This window comes from Vibrio sp. Isolate23 (assembly GCF_022398095.1).
GTDB lineage: Bacteria > Pseudomonadota > Gammaproteobacteria > Enterobacterales > Vibrionaceae > Vibrio > Vibrio coralliilyticus_A.
Window position 1 is genome coordinate 540,469 of record NZ_JAKEUV010000002.1, and the last position, 22,679, is coordinate 563,147.

20 protein-coding genes and 1 tRNA gene are annotated in these 22,679 nt (G+C 44.3%); 5 read left to right on the top strand and 16 right to left on the bottom strand.

Annotated elements, in window-relative coordinates:
• The 7 genes from L1D31_RS09540 to L1D31_RS09570 form a co-directional block, all read right to left on the bottom strand.
• Entirely contained in the window at positions 1-858 is an 858-nt protein-coding gene (locus L1D31_RS09540) for a carbohydrate ABC transporter permease (protein WP_019277875.1), read from the bottom strand.
• Positions 855-1,778, bottom strand: a complete 924-nt coding sequence (locus tag L1D31_RS09545; RefSeq protein ID WP_006959370.1) for a sugar ABC transporter permease — start codon at positions 1,776-1,778, stop codon at positions 855-857. The genes L1D31_RS09540 and L1D31_RS09545 overlap by 4 nt, the downstream gene beginning before the upstream one ends.
• 105 nt (positions 1,779-1,883) lie before the next feature.
• Positions 1,884-3,131, bottom strand: a complete 1,248-nt coding sequence (locus L1D31_RS09550; protein WP_239836840.1) for an ABC transporter substrate-binding protein — start codon at positions 3,129-3,131, stop codon at positions 1,884-1,886.
• A gap of 138 nt (positions 3,132-3,269) precedes the next feature.
• A complete protein-coding gene (locus tag L1D31_RS09555; RefSeq protein ID WP_239836841.1) occupies positions 3,270-4,718 on the bottom strand; it encodes an ATP-binding protein in 1,449 nt (482 codons plus the stop codon).
• A 3-nt stretch (positions 4,719-4,721) separates the two neighbouring features.
• Entirely contained in the window at positions 4,722-5,444 is a 723-nt protein-coding gene (locus L1D31_RS09560) for a response regulator (protein ID WP_239836842.1), read from the bottom strand.
• Positions 5,445-6,119: 675 nt separating this feature from the next.
• Positions 6,120-6,728, bottom strand: coding sequence for a DUF2913 family protein (locus L1D31_RS09565; RefSeq protein ID WP_239836843.1), 609 nt, complete (start codon positions 6,726-6,728; stop codon positions 6,120-6,122).
• 198 nt (positions 6,729-6,926) lie between these two features.
• Positions 6,927-7,003 (bottom strand) — tRNA-Arg (locus L1D31_RS09570).
• A 200-nt stretch (positions 7,004-7,203) separates the two neighbouring features.
• Between L1D31_RS09570 and folD the strand changes: the two genes are divergently transcribed.
• Positions 7,204-8,067, top strand: a complete 864-nt coding sequence (gene folD, locus L1D31_RS09575; protein WP_239836844.1) for a bifunctional methylenetetrahydrofolate dehydrogenase/methenyltetrahydrofolate cyclohydrolase FolD — start codon at positions 7,204-7,206, stop codon at positions 8,065-8,067.
• A gap of 45 nt (positions 8,068-8,112) precedes the next feature.
• Here the strand turns inward: folD and recR are convergent, their stop codons facing one another.
• The 6 genes from recR to L1D31_RS09605 all read right to left on the bottom strand — a co-directional run bounded on the left by recR (position 8,113) and on the right by L1D31_RS09605 (position 13,739).
• Positions 8,113-8,712, bottom strand: coding sequence for a recombination mediator RecR (recR, locus tag L1D31_RS09580; protein WP_239836845.1), 600 nt, complete (start codon positions 8,710-8,712; stop codon positions 8,113-8,115).
• 16 nt (positions 8,713-8,728) lie between these two features.
• The gene (locus L1D31_RS09585) at positions 8,729-9,058 is read right to left on the bottom strand and encodes a YbaB/EbfC family nucleoid-associated protein (protein ID WP_006959389.1); all 330 of its coding nucleotides are present in this window, start codon (positions 9,056-9,058) and stop codon (positions 8,729-8,731) included.
• 72 nt (positions 9,059-9,130) lie between these two features.
• Complete coding sequence (gene dnaX / locus L1D31_RS09590; protein ID WP_239836846.1) at positions 9,131-11,206, bottom strand: DNA polymerase III subunit gamma/tau; 2,076 nt, start codon at positions 11,204-11,206, stop codon at positions 9,131-9,133.
• 12 nt (positions 11,207-11,218) lie between these two features.
• Positions 11,219-11,764 carry an adenine phosphoribosyltransferase gene (gene apt, locus L1D31_RS09595; protein WP_239836847.1) on the bottom strand — a complete coding sequence of 182 codons (546 nt, stop codon included), beginning with the start codon at positions 11,762-11,764 and terminating at the stop codon, positions 11,219-11,221.
• A gap of 163 nt (positions 11,765-11,927) precedes the next feature.
• Entirely contained in the window at positions 11,928-12,293 is a 366-nt protein-coding gene (locus L1D31_RS09600) for a YbaN family protein (protein WP_239836913.1), read from the bottom strand.
• Between the two features lie 345 nt (positions 12,294-12,638).
• A complete protein-coding gene (locus L1D31_RS09605; protein ID WP_239836848.1) occupies positions 12,639-13,739 on the bottom strand; it encodes a response regulator in 1,101 nt (366 codons plus the stop codon).
• A gap of 242 nt (positions 13,740-13,981) precedes the next feature.
• On the opposite strand from L1D31_RS09605, the gene L1D31_RS09610 reads away from it, so the two are divergent.
• Positions 13,982-14,857 carry a LysR family transcriptional regulator gene (locus L1D31_RS09610; RefSeq protein WP_239836849.1) on the top strand — a complete coding sequence of 292 codons (876 nt, stop codon included), beginning with the start codon at positions 13,982-13,984 and terminating at the stop codon, positions 14,855-14,857.
• 35 nt (positions 14,858-14,892) lie between these two features.
• On the opposite strand, the gene L1D31_RS09615 is transcribed toward L1D31_RS09610, so the two are convergent.
• The 3 genes from L1D31_RS09615 to fadI form a co-directional block, all read right to left on the bottom strand.
• Positions 14,893-15,441 (bottom strand): NAD(P)H nitroreductase, encoded by a 549-nt coding sequence (locus L1D31_RS09615; protein ID WP_239836850.1) that lies wholly within the window; start codon positions 15,439-15,441, stop codon positions 14,893-14,895.
• Positions 15,442-15,545: 104 nt separating this feature from the next.
• Positions 15,546-17,669 carry a fatty acid oxidation complex subunit alpha FadJ gene (gene fadJ, locus L1D31_RS09620; RefSeq protein ID WP_239836851.1) on the bottom strand — a complete coding sequence of 708 codons (2,124 nt, stop codon included), beginning with the start codon at positions 17,667-17,669 and terminating at the stop codon, positions 15,546-15,548.
• The gene (gene fadI, locus L1D31_RS09625) at positions 17,669-18,976 is read right to left on the bottom strand and encodes an acetyl-CoA C-acyltransferase FadI (protein ID WP_239836852.1); all 1,308 of its coding nucleotides are present in this window, start codon (positions 18,974-18,976) and stop codon (positions 17,669-17,671) included. Before fadI ends, fadJ begins: the two co-directional genes overlap by 1 nt.
• A gap of 626 nt (positions 18,977-19,602) precedes the next feature.
• On the opposite strand from fadI, the gene L1D31_RS09630 reads away from it, so the two are divergent.
• The 3 genes from L1D31_RS09630 (at position 19,603) to L1D31_RS09640 (ending at position 22,452) form a co-directional block, all read left to right on the top strand.
• Positions 19,603-20,178, top strand: coding sequence for a sigma-70 family RNA polymerase sigma factor (locus tag L1D31_RS09630; RefSeq protein ID WP_239836853.1), 576 nt, complete (start codon positions 19,603-19,605; stop codon positions 20,176-20,178).
• Positions 20,171-20,899: a DUF3379 domain-containing protein gene (locus L1D31_RS09635; protein WP_239836854.1), complete on the top strand. Its 729-nt coding sequence runs from the start codon at positions 20,171-20,173 to the stop codon at positions 20,897-20,899. The genes L1D31_RS09630 and L1D31_RS09635 overlap by 8 nt, the downstream gene beginning before the upstream one ends.
• A 266-nt stretch (positions 20,900-21,165) precedes the next feature.
• Positions 21,166-22,452: an outer membrane protein transport protein gene (locus tag L1D31_RS09640; RefSeq protein WP_239836855.1), complete on the top strand. Its 1,287-nt coding sequence runs from the start codon at positions 21,166-21,168 to the stop codon at positions 22,450-22,452.
• The last annotated feature ends 227 nt before the right edge of the window (positions 22,453-22,679 follow it).

Here is a 22,679-nt window from a genome sequence, read left to right on the forward strand (position 1 = left end):
TTATCCTTTTACTGATCCGGCGGTCAGGCCACGAACAAAATATTTTCCTGCCAGCACGTAAACCAGCAACGTCGGTAGAGCTGCGATGATGGCCGCAGCCATATCCACGTTGTATTCCTTCACACCTGTACTGGTATTAACTAGGTTGTTAAGTGCTACTGTAATCGGCTGTGTGTCCGACCCTGAATACACCACACCAAACAAGAAATCGTTCCAGATCGATGTGAACTGCCAAATCACGGTCACCATGATGATTGGCGTTGAAAGTGGCAGCAGGATTTTGAAGAAGATGGTAAAGAAGCCCGCCCCATCCAGTTTTGCTGCTTTGATCAACTCATCAGGAATGCTGATATAGAAGTTGCGGAAGAACAACGTCGTAAAGGCCATACCGTAAATAACGTGAACGGTCACCAAACCCGCCGTAGTATTAGCTAAACCCAACTTTCCTAGTACCGCCGCCATAGGCAGCAAGATGACCTGAAATGGAATAAAACAGCCAAACAGCAACAAGCTGAAAAAGAGATTCGAACCACGGAACTGCCATTTGGTCACAACATAGCCATTGAAAGCGCCGAGCAAAGTTGAGATAGCAACAGCGGGTATTACCATCTGGAAAGAGTTCCAGAAATAACCTTTCACACCTTCACATTTCACTCCGGTGCAAGCTCCGTCCCAAGCTTTATACCAAGCATCAAACACCCACTCTTTAGGTAGGCTCATCAAATTACCCGCTTTGATATCTGGTAAGGTTTTGAATGACGTGATGACCATGACAAACAATGGCATCAAGTAAACCAGACAGAAAAAAATCAGCGCTGAGTAAATGAACAGGCGAGCAAAATTCATGTTATTGGTCATGATTTTTTCTCCCTAAGTTCGGAATACAAATACGGCACCAAAATGGCAAGAATTCCGGCTAGCATCATCATGGCACTGGCAGCACCAAGACCAATCTGGCCACGCGTAAATGAATGGGCATACATAAACAATGCTGGTAGGTCTGAGGAATAACCTGGCCCCCCAGCCGTCATTGCGGTCACTAAATCAAAACTCTTAATCGCAATATGCGAAGTAATAATTACTGCGCTAAAGAACACAGGCCTTAGGCACGGAAGAATAATTTTCACGTAAATCGTCGGCAGATTAGCACCATCAATTTGAGCGGCTTTGATGATCGATGAGTCAATACCACGAAGGCCCGCGAGGAACATCGCCATTACAAAACCGGAAGATTGCCATACTGCAGCAATGACTAACGTGTAAACCGCCATATCAGAGTCTACCAACCAGTCGAATTTGAAGTCTGTAAAGCCCCAGTCGTGCATCAGTTTCTCGATGCCCAGACCCGGGTTTAGAATCCATTTCCAAGCCGTACCAGTAACAATGAACGACAACGCCATCGGATAGAGATAAATAGTACGAATCGCCCCTTCCTGACGAATATTTTGATCGAGCAATATTGCTAGACCGACACCTAAGCCGATTGCGACCAGCATAAATAGCAGGCCAAAAATGCCTAAGTTTGAAATCGAAGTGATCCAACGGTCGTTGTCCATTAGCTTTTCGTACTGGGTAAAACCGACAAAATTAAAGCTAGGTAGAAATCGAGAGTTGGTCATAGATAGTGCGGCAGTCCAGAAGATGTAGCCGTAAATACACACCACAGTAACCAACATGGTCGGTGCTAATACGATCTTCGGTAGCCAGGTTTGTAGCCTGTCAGCAAAGCTTGGCTTATAGACAGACTGACTTTTTGACCCAGTCAAAACATGCTCCATAACGAATCCTTGTGACACTTTCCCTGAAAGTAAGTCTTAGAAGGAAAGGACAAGCAGGCTCCCCACAAGCCTGCCTGCCCTTGGGGGTGACAGAATAAAGCGCCGTTAGATCGCCGCTTTTACTGCTTTCGCCAGTTTCTGCGCGGCGTCTTGCGGATTGGCATCTTTGTCGTTAAAGAAGTTAGTCACAACGTCAAAGATCGCGCCTTGTGCGTAGCTGGTTGTTGACATTCCGTGCGCCATACTTGGTACGAGATCACCGGATTTCGCCGTCGCTTTAAACTCGTCCATTGAATCCAGTGCACACTTATCAAACTTCGACATATCCATATCCAGACGCACTGGAATAGAACCTTTATTCAGGTTGAACACTTCTTGGAATTTAGGGTCAAGAATGGTGGCTGCCAACGCTTTTTGCGCTTGTTGGTTGCCTGATTCGCCTAGCTCAAAGAAAGCAAAGCTGTCGACGTTATGAGTAAACTGACCTGCGGTACCCGGAGCTGGCACACAGACATAATCTTTACCTGCCACTTTGCCGGCTGCTGAGAATTCGCCTTTCGCCCAGTCACCCATGATTTGCATCGCTGCTTCACCATTGATCACCATAGAAGTCGCAACGTTCCAGTCACGGCCCGGCGAGTTTGAGTCGATGTAATCATGCATTTTCTGGAATTTGGCAAACACCTCGACCATCTTATCGCCAGACAGAACATCCATATCTAGCTCAACAAAGGCTTTTACGTAGTCTTCACTACCTAGAACATCAAGCGCAACCGCTTCAAACACAGTTGCGTCCTGCCATGGCTGACCACCATGGGCCAACGGGATTAGACCTGCTGCTTTGATTTTGTCACCTGCGACAAAAAACTCATCCAAGGTCGTTGGGACTTTTGCGCCCGCTTTTTCAAATACCACCGGGTTTGCCCAAAGCCAGTTCACACGGTGAACGTTGACTGGCACAGCCACAAAATCACCGTCCCACTTCATGACGTCGGTCACCATTTTTGGCACCACGCCATCCCAGTTACCTTTTTCTGCAACGTCATCAAGGTTAGTCAGGAAACCCAGACCACCCCACTCTTGAATATCGTGGCCTTTGATCTGCGCCGCTGAAGGCGGGTTACCTGACACCGCGCGAGTTTTCAGTACCGTCATCGCACTTTCACCACCGCCACCAGCAACCGCAAAATCTTTCCAGCTGTGGCCTTGCTCTTCCAGCATGTCTTTCAGAACTGAAATGGATTTAGCTTCGCCACCCGAAGTCCACCAGTGAAGCACTTCAACTTCGCCCGCTTGAGTCATAGAAGCCGCTGATAGAAGGGATAAGGTAAGTAGGGTTTTATTCATTTTCATTATTATCTTCCATGTATTGGATTAGACACAGGGCTGACAGCGAACAAGCCCCTGTTTCATGTGTTCGAAAATGAGTGTATAGATTTGCACAGATTAGATTGAAACAAACCGTAATAGGAATGTAACAACAATGTTACATTAAACTTCAAGTGTCAGTGGAATAAAGAGTTGCGCTCTCAAACCGCCTTGTGGACGATTGCTAATAATGAGATCTCCGCCGTGCCCATGCAGAATGTTACGGCAGATACCTAAGCCTAAACCGTGGCCCTGATCATCAGAAGCTAAACGAAAATAAGGCTCAAAAACGGCTTCGAGCTTATCACTTGGGATGCCTAATCCAACATCGTCAATCGAGACGGAAATCCATTCATCCGTTACTTCAATCGACACAGTGGCACTCTCTCCATATTTAACCGCATTATCGATTAAATTGGTCAACACTCGCTTAATGGCTAAGGGCTTAGCCACCATAGGCTCCATCTCGATTGGAGTAAAAGTGACACAATCACGCTTAAAGTTCATCGGCTCGATTACCGACTGAATCATGGCATTGAGATCAATAAAGGCATTGTTCTCGTGTAAATCGGTGTCTTTCACACATTGAAGTGCGCCTTTAACCATCATCTCCAGCTCATCTAAGTCCTGATTGAATTTATGACGTTTTTTGTCGTCATCGAGTAGCTCAGCTCTTAAACGTAATCGAGTGATCGGCGTTTTGAGATCATGGGATATGGACGAAAACAGATGCTCCCTATCAGCCACATAGCGCCTAATACGCTGCTGCATTCTGTTAAATGCTCGAGTCGCGGTGACCAGTTCACTCGCCCCTTCTTCACCTAATGGCGGCTGATCAATATCCATGCTCATTTCATTGGCCGCTTTTGCCAAACGCTTTAAGGGTTTGACTTGTCGGCGCATTAACAGATAAGTCAGACCAAGCAACAAGGTCGTCGAGAAGAAGATAAATAGGATCTGCTCTCGGCCAATTAAGGTGTCATCTAATGTGAGATAAGGTGCGGGAAGTAACGCGGCGATGTAGACCCATTCATTGCTCTTGAGCTCGATCTGTACCACCAGGACGGGAGGATCAATGGGCGATAGTGTTAAAGTATGATGCGCCCATGATTTGGGTAAATCACTAAGATAGATGTCATTCTTTAGTAGACGAAGATTGTGCGCATGAGAAAAGTCGACAGATATCGAAGATACTTTAGGTAGTTTGTCGTTGAGCACAGATTCCACCGCAGAAAGAGAGGCTCTTTTTAACTGTGTATCTGGAATGGGCTCAACAATCAGCTTTTCTTTATTGAATGACACAAAGAAACGCGTGCCACCCATATTACGAATCTGATCCAGCACAATATGACGATAGCGAGTCGGTAGGGATTGGAAGAAGGTCACCGTTGAGGCAAACATGTTCGCCATACTTTCTGAGGCTGACTGAATACCCGCCAGCTCTTTTTGCTTCGATTCGGTATACCAGATCGCCGTCGCAATACCCTGCGCTAATATCACCGCTAATAACGCCAACCCTAGAGTACGGGTAACCAAGGAGTTGGGTTTTAGCCTACGTAATAGAGTGTTCATCTATCAATGTTCGATACTGACTGGTACGGCGAGGATATAGCCATTTCCACGCATAGTTTTAATATATTGCGGGTATTTACCACTGTCACCCAGACGCTGACGCAAGCGACTCAACTGGACGTCAATACCTCGCTCAAAGGGAAGTGCCTCTCGTCCTCTAGTCGCAAAAGAGATCGTATCGCGATCTAAAACTTCATTCGGACGCGAGAGAAACAGCATTAAGAGTGCGAAATCACTGCCCGACAGATCGTGTTCTTCTTGGGTATCACTATGGGTAATTTTGTGCGCTAAGGTATCAAGTTGCCAGTCACCAAACGTAATCTGTTTTGGTAGAGAATCCGAACTTTTTTCTTCATTGACTTGAACTCGTCGCAACACCGCTTTTATCCGAGCAATGAGCTGACGTGGATTAAATGGCTTGGCTATGTAGTCATCGGCACCAATTTCCAGACCGATGATCTGATCAGTTTCATCCGACACTGCGGTCAGCATAATAATAGGGACGTTGGAGTCACGACGAATATGTTGGCACAAGGTGAAGCCATCATCACCCGGTAGCATCACGTCAAGAAGCACCATATCTGGGTAGCCTTCTTGATCGAGGTGCGCCTTTAATTCATCGCCATCCGCCACGGCGTTGACCTGATAACCCGCTTTGGTTAGGTATTCACCCAACAGCTCCCGAATTTCTAGATCATCATCTACAACAAGTATCTTTGCGTTCATTCACTTCAGTTATCACTTACGATGTCTGGCCCTAGTTTAGAGAGGAATAGGCTTAGAAGCAGATGGAAAATTTTAGATTATTTGATCACAAAACAGATTCAGATCACAACCTATTAACAAATATAAAAATAAGTTCGGAGGTGTTCGTCAGCCATTTCATCAGAAGAGCAAAGTGGTCTTAGTTCGCGATAAGTGTGCGATACAATCAAAGAAGTACCACTGAAAATATTGTGACCGAAGCAATATCACAGAGAAGAAAATAGAATAGAAGCCGCCTTAACAAATGGTTTTGAAGTAAGCAAACACATACTTATTAAGGCTTAGCTTTCTACGTGACTTGTTAGATAAGTGCAAATACACCAACAATACCAACAAGTGAAAAAAGACAGGTACGGCTGATAACACCGAAGTTAGAAGGTTGGATCATTTCTTGATGCTGCATATATTCTCCTCGTAGTATTTGTTACATCTTAATTACAATATGATGAATTTGAACAAAATTCTCAACACACAATAAGATTAAATTTTTATGACAGTCAATAGAACTTGAGAGGTATTACACAACTTTTCGTTTATCAAAAGCTGTAATTTATATTTTACACCCCGAAAGAAGTAGAAGGAAATACAGACAAAATCAGCGAAGCCATATCTGTCTTATCTTAGGCTGTTAGAAGGCTACTTAAGGCTTAGGCGAATACGCAAAAAGTCTTCGTCTTCATATTCTATACGGTGCTCAAAAATAGCGGATGTATAGATAATACGCAGCACAGAGTGCTTCTCACCACGTGAGCCTCTAAAAAGCATTGAGATATCCGCAGATAGACGATTACGGTTATCAAAGTGAGCGTTAAGGTCTTGTGATAATACACACAATAAGCAACCTTTTGGGTTAAACGAGAGATCAACCTCTTCTGGGCTTGAAACCAACACTGTCGTATTGAGTTCTTTCTCTATTGTGTTTATTAACAAGAGGAAACTGTCTAAATGAGGTAATTCGTCCCCGTTTAAGGGAGAAAGCAAATTACCCAGCATCATTTCCATATCTAGCCGCTGAGAACGAGCGTGGGTAACTAGAGAACGTATTTTTTTCTTGAAAGGCTTATATTTCTTACTGTTCGCTGCTTTATTCAGCCAAGCAGAAAGAATGTCGTTAATATCGGATCTCGACTTGTGTGTCAGTACTTTAGCTGAGTGGTTGCTACGTAAGTGAAGCAACGCATGCAATGCTAGCTCAGACAAGAGAGGTTCAAACTCGGGTTTAATTTTGGTGTGAATACTGCGCATGATGTCTGAACGTAAATACCGTGTTCAAGCCTTATCAATTAGATACAACTACATAGAAGGGGCGCAATGCTACCGAAAAGCTCAGCTTATGTACAGATTGAATTCAAGCCATTTGTCACAGCTTTGCGCGCGTAACCGCATTTAATGTCTAAAACGACAAAACCCTGACAGCAACTAAGCTATCAGGGTTTCTAATAATGGCACGCCCTACAGGATTCGAACCTGTGACCACATGCTTAGAAGGCACGTGCTCTATCCAACTGAGCTAAGGGCGCGTTACAGGGAAAGGATTATACGAGTTCGAGTTCTTAAAACAAGGTCTTTTATTAACATTCTGATCTGAATGACTAAAAAAAGGTCACCGAATTTCATTTTGATTAAAAACAGCCCAAAGCAAACGTTTGCTTATAGATGTTCGTCAAATAATTTGCGACAATGCGCGCAACTAAATAGCCATTCTATTTAAAGGAACGACATGACTGCTCAAAATATTGATGGAACACTTATTTCTCAAACGGTTCGTTCGGAAGTCGCTGCACGAGTTAAAGCCCGTGTTAATGCTGGCCTCAGAGCACCAGGATTAGCAGTAGTGCTGGTTGGCGAAGATCCAGCGTCACAAGTGTATGTGGGCAGTAAACGTCGTGCATGTGAGGAAGTGGGGTTTGTTTCAAAATCTTTTGACTTATCGGCTTCCACCACAGAAGAAGCGTTACTTGCTCTAATAGATGAGCTAAACGCAGATGATGAGATTGACGGCATTCTAGTGCAGTTACCATTACCGGCAGGTATTGATACAACTCATGTACTAGAACGAATTCACCCAGAAAAAGACGTTGACGGCTTCCATCCATATAACGTTGGCCGTTTAGCGCAACGTATTCCTAAACTACGCTCTTGTACCCCGAAAGGTATCATTACTCTCCTTGATCGTTACAACATCAACCTTCGCGGCAAACATGCTGTTGTTGTGGGGGCATCGAACATTGTTGGCCGCCCAATGACGCTTGAGCTTCTACTAGCCGGCTGTACGACGACAACTTGCCACAGATTCACCAAAGATCTCGAAAGCCATGTCCGTCAAGCTGATGTAGTTGTGGTAGCCGTCGGTAAACCTAACTTTATCCCAGGGAACTGGATTAAAGAAGGCGCTGTTGTGATCGATGTTGGCATCAACCGACTTGACTCAGGTAAGTTGGTTGGCGATGTGGATTATGAGAATGCCAAAGAAAGCGCAAGCTTTATTACACCGGTCCCCGGTGGTGTTGGGCCTATGACCGTCGCGAGCCTCATTGAGAATACAATGCTCGCTTGTGAGCAGTTCCATACGAAAAAGAAATAATAGTAAGCCACTCAAATGAGTGGCTTTTTATTGGAACGATATAAATTACAGCTTTTGTCGACCAAGTAAAGAGTGTGACAGTGTCGTTCCATCAACAAGCTCTAACTCACCGCCCACAGGAACGCCATGAGCAATTCGGCTTGCCTGAACCTGATGCTCTTTACACAGCTCAGCAATATAGTGGGCCGTTGCTTCACCTTCGACCGTAGGGTTTGTTGCCAAAATCACTTCAGATATATCTCCACGACGTAGACGATAATCAAGCACGTCAAGACCAATATCACTCGGGCCAATTCCATCAAGAGGCGACAAGTGCCCCATTAGGACAAAATAGCGACCTGAGAACTGCCCGGTTGACTCCACCGCGGCAATATCAGCTGGGCTTTCAACCACGCATATTTGTCCATTCTCCTGACGTTTAGGATTAGTACAAATATGGCACGTTTCTTCTTCAGTGAACGTACGACATTCGTTGCAATGGCCGATTTCAGTCATCGATTGACTCAATGCATCCGCCAGTTGTAAGCCGCCTTTTCTATCACGCTGTAACAAATGAAAGGCCATACGTTGAGCTGACTTGGGGCCAACCCCAGGCAGACAACGTAAGGCCTCCATCAATTGCTCCAGCATATGACTGGTGCGCATTAACTAACCCTATCGATTAGAAAGGCATTTTCATGCCTGGTGGTAGTTGCATACCTCCAGTCACGCCAGCCATTTTTTCTTTTTGAGTTTCTTCAACACGACGAGCCGCATCGTTGAAAGCGGCTGCGATAAGATCTTCTAGCATTTCTTTGTCGTCTTCCATTAGACTCTCGTCAATTTCAACGCGACGAACGCTGTGGCTACCTGTAATGGTCACTTTTACTAGACCAGCACCAGATTCACCTGTCACTTCCATATTTGCAATTTCTTCTTGAAGCTTTTGCATACGCTCTTGCATTTGCTGGGCTTGCTTCATTAGATTGCCCATACCGCCTTTACCAAACATGTTTATCTCTCTGGTTAGTTAGCTTATTTCGTTATTAAATGAGGCCGAAAATGCTGATTTTCAACCCCAGTGTTAAATTGGTCGCACGCTGTCTTTATCCAGTTCAGCAGAAAAGCGCTGCGCGATAAACTGGACATGCTTGTCATTTTCAAGGCTGACAAATGCCTGTTGTAATCGTCCTTGGTAAAGCTTTTCTCTTAACTCTAACGGAGTTTCCCCCCCGTCACCTATCTCAACTGACAGGTGGCACTCTTCACCTAACACACCATTTATCGCCTCGAGCAGTTCACTTTGAGCACGCTCTGTGTTCAAGTGTGCTTGCTGAGGTCGCAGTGTTAATGAGATAGACGAACCTTGTTTTTCAAAATGAGAGTTCAAAGCCAGTTGCTCAGTCATTTTAGCCGTATCTAACTGGCTAATCAGCTTTGCCCACTCACTCTTCGCTAGGCTTTCTTCAGCTAGTTTGGTCGCCATCTCAGGCGTTTTTTCATGCTCTAACGCCTTTTTTATTTGAGTTGGTGTTAACTCGCTGCCCTGCTTTTCTACTTGAGGAAGTGATGGCTTCCACTGATAAGGTTCGTTTTTATCCCGTTCAGGTGTCGCTACCGATTGAGGGTTTGACAATGGCGACACCTGCATAGTTCCTGAATGTCGCTGAGCAACACGGTCAAGAACGGATTTAGATTTTTTTACAGGTGTCGCATTAGCCTTTTTTGGCGTATTTCCCTGAGGGTTACCTTTGCGCTGAGAACGAAGCTGATGGCGCAAGCCGCTTATAGGTGACGCTGGTTGATCTTGTGGTGTCGGTGGCGTCATCGGCTCTTCATGCGTAGGAGGCGCAGAAGTGTCATACTGAGGGGGCGTATTCCCCATAGATTCTGCATGATATTGCTCTGGCATGACTTCCGAAGGCGCTGGTACTTCTCTTCCCTGCGGATAAGTATCAGCTGGCGTTATCGTTTCAGTTGCCTTAGCCGATGACAACTGGGGTGAATGTGCAGCAGTAGGAGTACTAGCAGGCAAAGAGCCCACCTCAGCCGAAATATTCTTTACTTGAGGTTGAGAAGAAGGTCTGAATGCCATCATTCGTAGTACGACCATTTCTAAGCCGATACGCTCGGAGGGTGCTAAAGGCAAATCTTGCCGACCTTTTAAGGCCATTTGATAATACAGCTGCACGTCCTGCGGTGTTAATTTTCGGCTTAAAAGCTCTATTTTTTCCGAATCAGGCTGAGCCTTATCCAGCGTTGCGGGCAGAGCTTGATACATTGCCATTCGATGTAGTTGGGTGGCCAACTGCTGGAGAAGCCCATCCCATTCAACACCATTTCGTGCTAGAGCTGATAAGCAATCCATCGCGACTTGAGGTTGCTTAGAACTGATAGCCTCAAGCAAATGTAATGCTTGGTCAGTATCCAGCGTGCCCAACATATGAGCAACACTATCCGTTATAACCTGACCATTGCCTAACGCTATCGCCTGATCACTTAAACTTAACGCATCACGCATACTGCCGTCTGCAGCATGCGCGATCATACCTAAAGCTCTAGGCTCAAACGAGACTTGTTCCTGTTTTAGGATATGCTCCAGTTGCTCATGGATATCATCAACACTGATAGGCTTAAGATGAAACTGCAGACAACGAGAAAGAATCGTGACTGGCAGCTTCTGTGGGTCCGTCGTGGCCAGAAGGAATTTCACATACTCAGGCGGCTCTTCCAGTGTTTTCAGCAAAGCATTAAAACTGTGGCGCGAGAGCATGTGGACTTCATCGATTAGGTAAACTTTAAAGCGCCCACGTGCAGGTTTGTACTGCACGTTATCGAGTAATTCACGAGTATCTTCTACCTTGGTTCTGGACGCAGCATCGATTTCGAGCAAGTCAACAAATCGACCTTCGTCAATCTCTTTACAGGTATCACAGGTGCCACAAGGGGTGGAGGTAATACCCGTTTCGCAGTTTAGCCCTTTGGCAAACAATCGACCTATCGTTGTTTTACCAACACCTCGAGTACCGCTAAACAAGTAGGCATGATGAAGGCGGTTTTGGGCTAAAGCGTTTTCTAACGCCGTCAAAACATGGCTTTGCCCTACTACTTCACTAAATTTTGTAGGGCGCCACTTTCGAGCTAAAGCAAGATAACTCATGAATATATCCGATTAATGACCGTCAAATTCGCAAATGCTGTACACATTAAGACCTAAGCCTTCAAGGCGCTTATCACCGCCAATTTCAGGCAGGTTAATAACAAAAGCCGCATGTTCTACCACACCACCTAACTGGCGGATTAACTTAGTCGTTGCTTCGATTGTCCCACCTGTCGCCAACAGATCGTCGACAACGAGTACTTTATCCCCTTCTGAAATAGCATCTGTATGGATTTCTAATACGTCTGTACCGTACTCAAGCTCATACGACTGAGCCATCGTCTCACGTGGTAATTTACCCGGCTTACGAACAGGAACAAAACCCAGTCCTAACTCTAAAGCTAAAGGGGCACCAAACAGAAAGCCACGTGCTTCGGTACCCACAATTTTGGTGAACCCCATGTCCTTATACTTCTCAACCAAAAGCTGAATCGTTGCTTTATAGGCAGATGCATCTTCCATCAAACTCGTCACATCACGAAATAGGATGCCTGGTTTCGGATAATCAGGGATGCTCTTAATACTAGATTTGATCTGTGAAATTGTTTCAGTTGTCATAACTCATTTCTTAGATTGGCTAAGCTTGTTCCTTATCATGTAATTGTATGGCAAGCGATAGCAGGGACTCTTTGCACATCAGGTCATTAAACAGCTGACTAAAATTTTCTGTGCCTAGAATTACAAACGCCCACTCGAATAGCGGGCACACTTCTCTGCAATCTTAGTGATTTTCTTGCTTGTCAGCAAGGCACTCAATCACAGGCAAACGAATAAACCAGGTCAATAGAAGAATCAACATAACCACCAGCATGATCTTTAACCAAAAATGTGGCACAACCCAAATTGAAAAAACAAAACTTGCCACCATGCAGAGCGCTCCACGTGTTTTTACCTTGCTGGTCACAGCGCCATGTTGATGCCAGTTATCTAATATGGGGCCAAATGTTTTGTGCTCATGCAACCAACGATGAAAAGCAGGACTACTACGCATAAAGCATGCGCTCGCGAGAAGAATAAAAGGGGTCGTAGGGAGAAGAGGAAGGAATATGCCTAGGAAGCCTAGGCATAAGCTCAAGCCACCAACAATATTTAAGCCAAATCTTTGAATACTGATGGGAAGCTCCGATGAATTCAGTTAGAAGCCCGCATATCCATTGACTACTCGAATCCAAGTTAGAGTCGCAGGTAGTGTTGGAATCAATAGAGCTGCAATAAAACCTAAAAAGTAAAAAATATTATAAGGTTCTTTGAAATCTTTGTCTGCCATGGGATTACTTCTCAAATGTAAATGACGATTTTACGACCACTAGTTACACTTTCGTTAAAACAATGGGTCATTTTTGTTTTGGCGGACTATACATCAATCTCTGGATCTTAAACACCGAACAAAAAAAGGGTTATTTCGACATTACACTCAATAGTCGAATAGCGCTTACGCGCTACCGCCACGGAAAATATCTAAACTAAAGCTACTTGAGCCTAGGCAACTCAACGTTAGCTGGCAGGCAGACTGTATAGGCAAATCAGTCGTAATAAAGTTTTTCGCACAACTATCACCTAATTTAACGCCAGCCGGAATGTGTTGAGAAAAGTACCCATTCGACCATTGGGCATCCAAACCAGCGGGTAAAATAGACAGCGTGCCTTCCGAGACATTAGCAATGCCAAAGAGAGCTTTAACGGGGCTTGCACACTCTGAACAGGCTAACCCTTTCTCTAAAAGGTCGGCAATGTCTTTGAGATCCGCATTAAAACATTTTAGATTTCGCAAATAATCATGAAAGAGAGCACGCACTAGCAAGGTCGTTGCCGCACCGTGTCGACCTTCGCTGGCCGAATCAACAAGGTAAAAAGCAAACTGACCGTTCATTAACCACGCATAATCAAACACCAGAGGCATAACATCAGTTGATTGCAATAGTCGATAACTGCATTTCCAATCGCCTTGAGAAGTATCTTTTTCTGGCAACAAGGCGTGCAGAAGGTCTTTGGCAGCAATAGGGTTATCCTGAAGATATTCTAAATGCCAATGCAGCTCTTGTTCTTCAGGCATGTCACCACTGTCGACGCGAAACCACTGGCTAGCAAAATCACGCTGATCACACAAATGGTTATCAGAGTCATCCAATGTATTTTCAATCGCGCCAGCGAGGTGCTGATGATTAGAAATGGGCTTGGGTAAGAAATCCTTAATGCCAAAGCGTAATGCCTTTGCCACATCGGACATTTCATCCGTTGCAGACACGACAATCAAAGGAAGCGATGGGTATTCCAAACTCACTTCTTCAACAAATTCGATACCATCCAATACTGGCATGGAGAGATCACACAGAATTAAATCCGGTTCAGCATCCCTAAGTTTTTTTAGGCCTTCTAAGCCATTTTCAGCTTCTACGACTAGGTAACCTTGTGCTTTCAAAAAACCACAAGTGATATTACGAAACACTGGGTCATCGTCTACTAACATGATCAGTTTTTGGCTGGCAGCCAGCTGAGCTGAGGGCGTTGTCGCCACTTCATATGTTTTATGCATAAACCTTCGCCTCACACAACTTAAAACGTACAACGGCTGTTATTATTGTTTTTATAAATTGTTTCAAACGTTCATTTAAAAGTAGTCGCGAAAGTGTATTTATACAAATCTTCCACTTTTCGCTTTAGTTGCATACTATATGTACGCAATATCACAGATCGTCAAACTTGTTGATGTGACTCAACCTTTGACATCTGATATAGATATAAATTACTCAAATTCGTAAAAATGTGTCGGACATAATGAAATTAGACGATCTCAACCTTTTTAGGCTAGTTGTTGAAAATGGGAGTTACACTGCGACATCTCGTAAAACGATGATTCCCGTTGCGACAATCACTCGACGCATACAGGCGTTAGAAGAGGCACTCAACCTTAGGTTACTCAACCGCCACGCTCGTAAGCTTTCTCTTACTGAAGCAGGCGAACGTTTCTACAACGAATGCTCTCCTCTACTCAACCGACTTACTATGGCCGCCGAAGAAATCACCGACGAATGCCGTGGTGCAGCAGGTAAAATTCGTATTTCAGCGCCTTCTAATCTTACCAAACGAATGATGATGCCGATGTTCAACGAGTTCATGACGCATTACCCAGATATCAATATTGAACTCACCACCAGTAATCATGCAGATCAACTCGATCCGACAGAGTGGGATGTCATATTTCGTGTCGGACCACAACGAGATTCGAGCCTCATTGCACGTAAAATAAGCTCGGTGGAAGACATCTTAGTGGCCAGCCCTAGTTACTTAAAAAACAACCCTGCCCCTAAGCACGCAGAAGACTTACATAGCCACTCACTTCTAAAAGGCTCACCTCTCCTGAAATGGCAACTTACCAACGCCAGCGGCGAAGCGGTTGTCAATAACGATAAAGGACGTTTTCAAGCCAACACGTTAGATGTTGTTCGTAGCGCCTGTTCTGATGGGTTAGGTATCACGCTGATGCCAGATGTTATGCTCAGAGAATACATTGAAGATGGTAGCTTAACTCGAGTGCTTGAAGAATGGAGTGCCAACCCAAGAGACATTTACATGTTGTACAACCACAAAGATCACCTCCCAGAAAAAGTCCGTTTGTTTATTGACTTTGTGATCGCTTACAACATTCATTAATGAGAAAAGAGCTTGGGCAACCCAAGCTCTTTCTTTTACAAATACTCAACGAACTTACTCAATTCCCGTTCTGGCACCTTCATTGGTGTACAAGTCGGTGTGCCCAAGTAAAGGAAACCAACGATTTCATCGTCACCTTGTAATCCAAACGCATCATGAACCACTTGGTGGAACATCCACTTACCTGAACGCCAAAAACCTTGGAACCCTTGTGCAACTGCTGCCATTTGCATCGCTTGTACGGCACAGCCTGCTGACAAGTACTGCTCTAAAGCCGGCACTTTGTCATGTTCTGTTACCTTAGCGATGACTGTAATAACCATAGGTGCTCTAAAAGGCGCATTCTTCAGTTTTTCAATCACCGTCTCGTCGCTATTTTCGGCTTGAGCTGCAGAAACCAGAATGTCCGACAGCTTGTTCAATCCTTCACCTTGAGAAATGACAAAACGCCAAGGTGTTAGGCCTGCATGATCTGGGGCTCGTAATCCTGCACGGATAATATTCTCAAGTACCTTTCCTTCAGGTGCCGGATCAGATAGCTTGGCTATTGAACGTCGGTTGAGCAACAAATCTAAAGCATCCATTTGAATTCCTTACTGAGTTTTTATAATTGCTTTAACGTGATCATAACCTCAGGTAACAAAAAAGGCGAACCTTACGGCTCGCCTGATTGTCATCTTGTCGTGTATTACTCGTAGAACGATTTCTCTAACCCTGCTCGGGTCAACAAACCGTCACATGGAGCGAAGCGATCACCATATTTCTGTGCGTGATCGTTCATCATTTCAACCAGTTTCTTCACGCCAATCTGATCCATGTAGCGGAAAGGACCGCCAAGGAAAGGAGGGAAGCCAATGCCAAAAATTGCACCAATATCCCCGTCTCTAGGACTACGAATAATACCTTCATCTAGGCAGCGAACCGCTTCGTTGAGCATTGGTAACACACAGCGCATCGCGATGTCTTTCTCTGCCATCTTAGACTCTGGTGATAAACTCAATAGCTTATACACTGACTTGTCGACTTCCTTCTTCTTACCTTTATAGGTATAGAAACCTTTACCTGTTTTACGGCCTTTTCGGTTATCGTTGAGCAAAGTATCGAATACGTCCGGGCCTTGGAAACGTTCACCTAATTCTTCAACCAGAATCGGCATGATCTTAGCACCAATATCCACGCCTACTTCATCAAGCAAAGTGATTGGGCCAACTGGGAAACCAAAATTCAACAATGCAGAATCCAGTTGCTCAATTGGTTCGCCGGCCATCAGAACATGAGCTGCCTCATTCATGTACGGGGCAAGAATTCGGTTAACATAAAAGCCAGCGCAATCTTTGACAACAATCGGTGTCTTGCCTTGCTTACGCGCAAACTCGACAACCGTAGAAACAGTCTCGTCAGATGTTGTTTCATGTGGGATGACTTCCACTAACGGCATCTTTTCTACTGGGCTAAAGTAGTGCAAGCCAACAATATTCTCTGGTCGCTGTGCCTTCTCTGCAATTTGGTGGATAGGCAGAGATGACGTATTAGTAGCAAAAATAGTGGTTTCTTTCGCATTTTTCTCTATATCAGCAACCATTTGTTGCTTAAGGTTCAAATCTTCAAATACGGCTTCTACGACAACATCCGCGTGATTGAAGCTAGTGAAATCTGTACCACCTGACATTTGCAACATCTTAGACTGCAACTGGGCTTTGGAAATGATACGGCGCTTACGCTGCTTATCAAACAACTTATAGTTGTACTTCAATGCGTTAATAACACCATCGTTAGAGACATCTTTAATACGCACTGGAACTTTCGCTTTCGAGACGCTGACGTGGCTAATTCCAGCACCCATCAGACCACCACCAAGAACCGCCGCCCGTTCAATCGCTTTAGGCTCAGCATCGCTGCCATTCTCTTTCTTCATCTCTGTCGTGGCAAAGAAAATAGAACGAAGAGCTTTCGACTCTGAGGTCATCACCAACTCACCAAAGCGCTGCGCTTCTTTTTGCTGGCCTTTCTCAAATCCTTTCTCTAAGCCATAGCGAATGACTTCAAGGATCGCCTCAGCTGCTGGGTAATTACCACGAGTCTTTTCATTGGTTTTCTTAGATGCTTGTTCAAAAATGACCTTTCGACCAAGACCCGTATTTGCAATCAATTTTTCTTTGGTTGAAACCTTACGCTTAGCTTTAGACTTGCCTGAATTCTTTTCAACGAAGCTTTTCGCAACTTCAAGAAGAATGGTTTCCGGCACGACAGCATCAACGACACCGAGCTTCTTGGCTTTTTTAGCGCGTAACTGCTTTCCTGTAAGAATCATATCCAGAGATGGCAACAATCCAATAAGACGTGGCAGTCGCTGTGTACCACCAGACCCCGGAAGAAGACCAAGTTGCACTTCTGGCAAGCCTAAACGGGTTTTATCTGAATTAGTACAAACACGGTAATCACATGCAAGTGCTAGTTCTAATCCACCACCAAGACATGGGCCATGAATAGCCGCAACCACAGGGTATGGGAGATCTGACAACTGCTGGAACATTTTCTGCCCTTGCTCAGCTAATGCTTGCGCTTCTGCAGCACTACCACATGCATCCAACATGCGAACATCAGCTCCCGCGATAAAGTTGTCTGGTTTAAGAGAGTGGACAATCAAACCTTTTACAGAGGACTTTTTCTCTTTTAACTGAGTGAAAATATCTTCCATTTCCTGAGAAAACGCCGCTTGCAAGGTATTCATTTTCTCGCCTGGTACATCAATCGATAACCATGCGATACCTTGTTCGTCAATCTTTAGCTCAAACGCTTTTTGCTCACTCATTACTCCACCTCCAATACCATAGCTGCACCAAGACCACCTGCCGCACAGGCTGTATTCAACGCCAGACCACCGCCTCGACGCTGAAGCTCACGTAATGTCTGAGTGATCATACGTGCACCAGTCGCTGCAAACGGGTGACCGTAGGCAATGGAGCCACCAAGTACATTGAACTTGTCCATATCGATTTCGCCGATTGCTTTAGAGCGACCCAACTGCTCTTGAGCAAACTTTTTGGAGGCAAACATTTTCACATTGGACAAAGTTTGCGCTGCAAACGCTTCATGCATATCGATCAGAGTAAGATCTGACAGCTCAATACCGGCTCTATCAAGAGCCATTGGCGTAGAATAAGAAGGCCCCATCAACATATCGGTTTCAACGCCAATAGCAGAGAATGCATAAGAGCGGATATAGCCCATGATATCTAACCCAAGCTCTTTGGCTTTGCCTTCACGCATCAACATGATCGCTGCGGCACCATCAGTAAGAGGCGTACTGTTTGCCGCAGTCACACTACCATACTGACGATCAAATGCAGGGCGTAGTTTAGCGTAGCCCTCTAAGGTAGAGTCATGGCGGATGTTGTTATCTTGTGAGATCCACTTCTTATATGGTTCGGGAAACGCGGTCATCACCTCGCCTTCGATCTTTCCATCATTCCATGCTTGTGCAGCGAGAGTATGAGAGCGATGGGCTAACGCATCCTGTTCCAGACGCGTAATAGAGTGTGACTTCGCCATCTGCTCCGCCGTCTGTCCCATAGAAAGACCAGTAGAATATTCAGCGACTGCCGGAGGGACAGGCATCAAGTCTTTAAAAGACAAGTTCTTGAGGATCTTGAGCTTTTGGCCCATGGTTTTCGTTTTGCTTAGCGCAAGTAGATTAGCCGCTAACTTTTTAGATACACCAATTGGCAAAACAGAAGAAGAATCAGCACCACCCGCGATTCCGACATCAATCGTGCCCGACATAATACTTTCAGCAACGTTGACCGCAGACTGAAAACTCGTCGCACAAGCTCGGGTCACGCTGTAAGCGTCTGTGTGAATGTTCATTCCGGTGCCCAAAACAATTTCACGAGCAATGTTCGGAGCTTCCGGCATTTGCACGACCTGACCAAAAACAACCTGATCGATAAGCTTAGGATCGATCTCAGTTCGTGCCATCATTTCGCTCACTACCATTTTACCCAGATCAACTGCTGGCACTTGACTGAACTCAGTACTTTGACGTGCAAATGGTGTACGCAAACCCGCGACAACCGCGACGCGCTCTCCAGAACGCGTTTTCACTTCCTGTTTGCCCATTGTTTCTCCTTTAAAGAATAAGAGGTCTGACCAGAAACATTGTAATCAGAATGTTAACACAATCAAACAACCGTTTAAATAAACGTGATTTAGGATGGAAAAGCACTTTACTTGATAGGAATGAACTAAAACTGAACGAAGTAGCCATTGATAGGATAAATAACTGACGAGAAAGGCTTTGCTTACCCAATCTGTTAGCTTGAGATACTATCAACTATAGTTACAACAACGAAGAATAGTAGGCAAAAAAAAACCACACAGAACTGTGTGGTCGGAATATATAAAACAATTAACTTACGCCAATTGAAAATAATCAGTTTCCTGATTAGGAGAAAGTAAAGTCAGCCTTCAAAAGGAAGTGTCATCTTGCTCAACTTGTTAGTCATAAGACCAACTAGATGACAAGGAGTACTATAACCTTTGAAATTCATTAGATTTTGAAATAGATCAAGTTTAGGTGGATTTATCTCTCTTATTGAGTTTTATAAAATCTATTGGCTGGGTTTCACTCTTTCCGTAGCAATGAGAACATTCACTGCTATACAAAGTTGGACATTCCCGTTTGATTCAGGCCTCGTGCAACAGCCTCTATCTACAGGCGTATAACCACAAACCACAGAGCAAATTTGGAGGCTCATGTGTCAGTCATCAATTTTTTTGGGAAGAAAAAGTCCAGCAGTCCGGTCAACTCGGATATGGACAGACAAAGAAAATACGAAGCGCTTGTCAGAGCGTACCATAGGGACCTGTACCGTTATGCTTACTGGTTATGTAAAGATCAATCAGTCGCAGAAGATTTAGTACAAGAAACCTGCTTACGAGCTTGGAAGTCTTTAGATAGCTTACAAGATGAAAAAGCCGCAAAGTCTTGGCTCATTACCATATTGAGACGAGAAAACGCCCGACGCTTCGAAAGAAAACAGTTTGATTTAGTCGACATTGATGACCACGGTAATGATGCAAAGGTCAGTGATGACCCACATCATCAGTCGGAATGGGTTCAAGCGCAGATCATGAAACTAGAAGATGAATATCGCGAACCACTTTTTCTACAAGTCGTCGGCGGCTTCAGTGGAGAAGAGATAGGTGAAATATTAGGCCTGAATAAGAACACGGTAATGACTCGTCTGTTCAGAGCAAGAAATCAACTGAAAGACATGCTGGATACAGCAAACAGTCATAGAGGGCAGCAAAATGGATGAATTAGAATTTCGTCGTCGCATCATGTCCGATCCTAAAGACCGAGACAGTGATATTTTAGAGGCTATTAAGTCGAATGACGCCAATGGCAAATTCGCCGATGATATTCTTGATCTTGACGCTCAAATCGCCAAAGCGATGAATGTCGATGTGCCTGAGGATTTAGCCGATCGAATATTGTTCAATCAAACATCAAGCGCCGAATCAAATATCGTTAGACCAAGTTTTGTTAGACGAAGCATGGCCATGGCCGCATCGATTGCTTTTGTCTTTGGTTTACTTATCGGGCAGGTAAACTGGGGCAACATCGTAGTATCACCAGCACAAGCCAGCTTGGCGGATACTGCCATCAAACATGTCATTGATGAAAAGCCATTTGTTGAACACTTGGATGAAAACGTCGCTTCATCGCAGATCAACGCCAAGATGATGCCGTTTGATCATCAGCTCGGTGAAAACTTCCCTTATCACGTTTACTACCTCAATCATTGTGGCTTTGGTCCTTCGAATGCACTTCACATGGTATTCAGAGGTGAAAAAGGCAAAGTCACCCTGTTTTTTACAGGTATATCTTCTGACAAAACTGTCGACTTCGAGAAAGAGGGGATGGCGGGTGTTGTAGAACCTGTCGGTCAGACCAGTTTAATCTTAGTCGGAGAAGAAGGTGAAGATGTGGCTAAAATCGCCGAAAATCTAATGACTATCATCAAACCTATGAGTTAACCAAATATTAACATTTTGTGACTTACTTCATGGCTTGAGCATACCGTTCAAGCCATTTTTTTAGCATAAAATTAGAGTTCAAGCTCTAAAAAGAAGTTTTTTTCAGCATATTCCTGCCAGATAGACATCATTTCCATAATTTTATCATCCAATTAGGCAATGGTCGGATTTCTATCTTTTATACTTGAGTCTAGTATCAGCCACCACTGAGCTTTTGCTCGAGTATAACGTCCGGTAGAGACGAACAGAAAAAGGAAAAAGCAAAAATGAACAAGACGCGTCTGTTTAAAAAATCACTTCTAGCAGTGACCATTGCCACAACCACAATGGCTTCGCAGCAAGCTCTCGCTGCAGGTTTTCAACTTAACTCTCAATCAGCGACTGGTTTAGGGCGAGCCTTTGCCGGTGATGCCGTTATTGCTGATAATGCTTCAGCAATGGCACGTAATGCCGCTGCGATGGCTCTTTTTGATCGTACTGAAATGTCACTCGGCTTCAACATCATTGACTCAGAAGTAGATGTTAAAGACGTTAGCCATTCATTTACTGGCGATCAAAACCTAAATACTACAAATGACGCTACTTCTTTCGTCCCTAATCTCTATGTATTGCATCCAGTAAACGACAAAATTGCCGTTGGCGTAGGCTTATACTCTAACTACGCAACTACTAATGAATTCGACAGCAATTGGGGCCAGGGTACAGGCACCATAATCACTTCCCCATCTGTTGTTACTGTTCCAGGTGCTGATGCTTTTGGTGGAACTACTAACCTAAGTTCATTGAACCTACTTCTTGCTGCCTCATACAGAATAAACGATCAATGGAGCATCGGTGGTGGCCTTGACGTAATTTACGGCCAAGGGGAGCTAAAACGCAATACAAACTTCGACGGCACCGTTGAACAACAATTGCTTGATGTTGATGTTGATGGTATTGGAGTAGGTTTCAACCTAGGCACTGTATTCGAACTCAACGAAAACAACCGTTTTGGTCTGAGCTACCATTACAGTCCAGAAATCGAAGCTGGTGGTACAGCTAAACAATACAACTCAACAACCAAACAACTAGAAGACATTGGCAAAGTAAAAATTGCCCTACCATCACGAGCTGAATTCTCAGGTTACCACCGTATAGAAGATACTAAGTTCGCAGTTCACTACAGCATCCAGTACATTAGCTGGGATGACTTCGAAGAATTGGGCTCTACTAGTGGCACGCAGATTAAAGAATATAAGTGGCAAGACACTTTCCACTACTCAATTGGTGGTACTTACTACATTAACCAAAATTGGGAAGCTCGTGTCGGCTACATGTTTGATGAAGGTGTACAGGATGAGCTAACATCAGTCTCTGTACCAGACTCTGACCGTCAGTGGTTCTCCGCGGGTGCAACATATCATCTAAACCAAGATCAAGCTATCGATGTTGGCTTTACATATCTAACAAGTAAAGAGAAACAAGTTAACGACCAACTTAACTCTGTAACTTTAGATGCCAAAACACAAGCAACAGCTATGCTATTTGGTGTGCAGTACACTCACAAGTTTTAATTTATAGCAGCTTATAGCTTTAAGGGGTCAGCTTATGCTGACCCTTTTCTTTTTCAGCAAACCTGAATTCCTATCCAAGGTGTTGTTTTTCTTTCCTTTCAGCTTACACCTGTACTCATAAATCACATTTTCACACCACACGTGTACGCTAAAACACAAAAACAAGTCATTAACATTTAGAATTTTAATGATGTAAATTTGGGTTTATTGAAATTTTATATTAAATA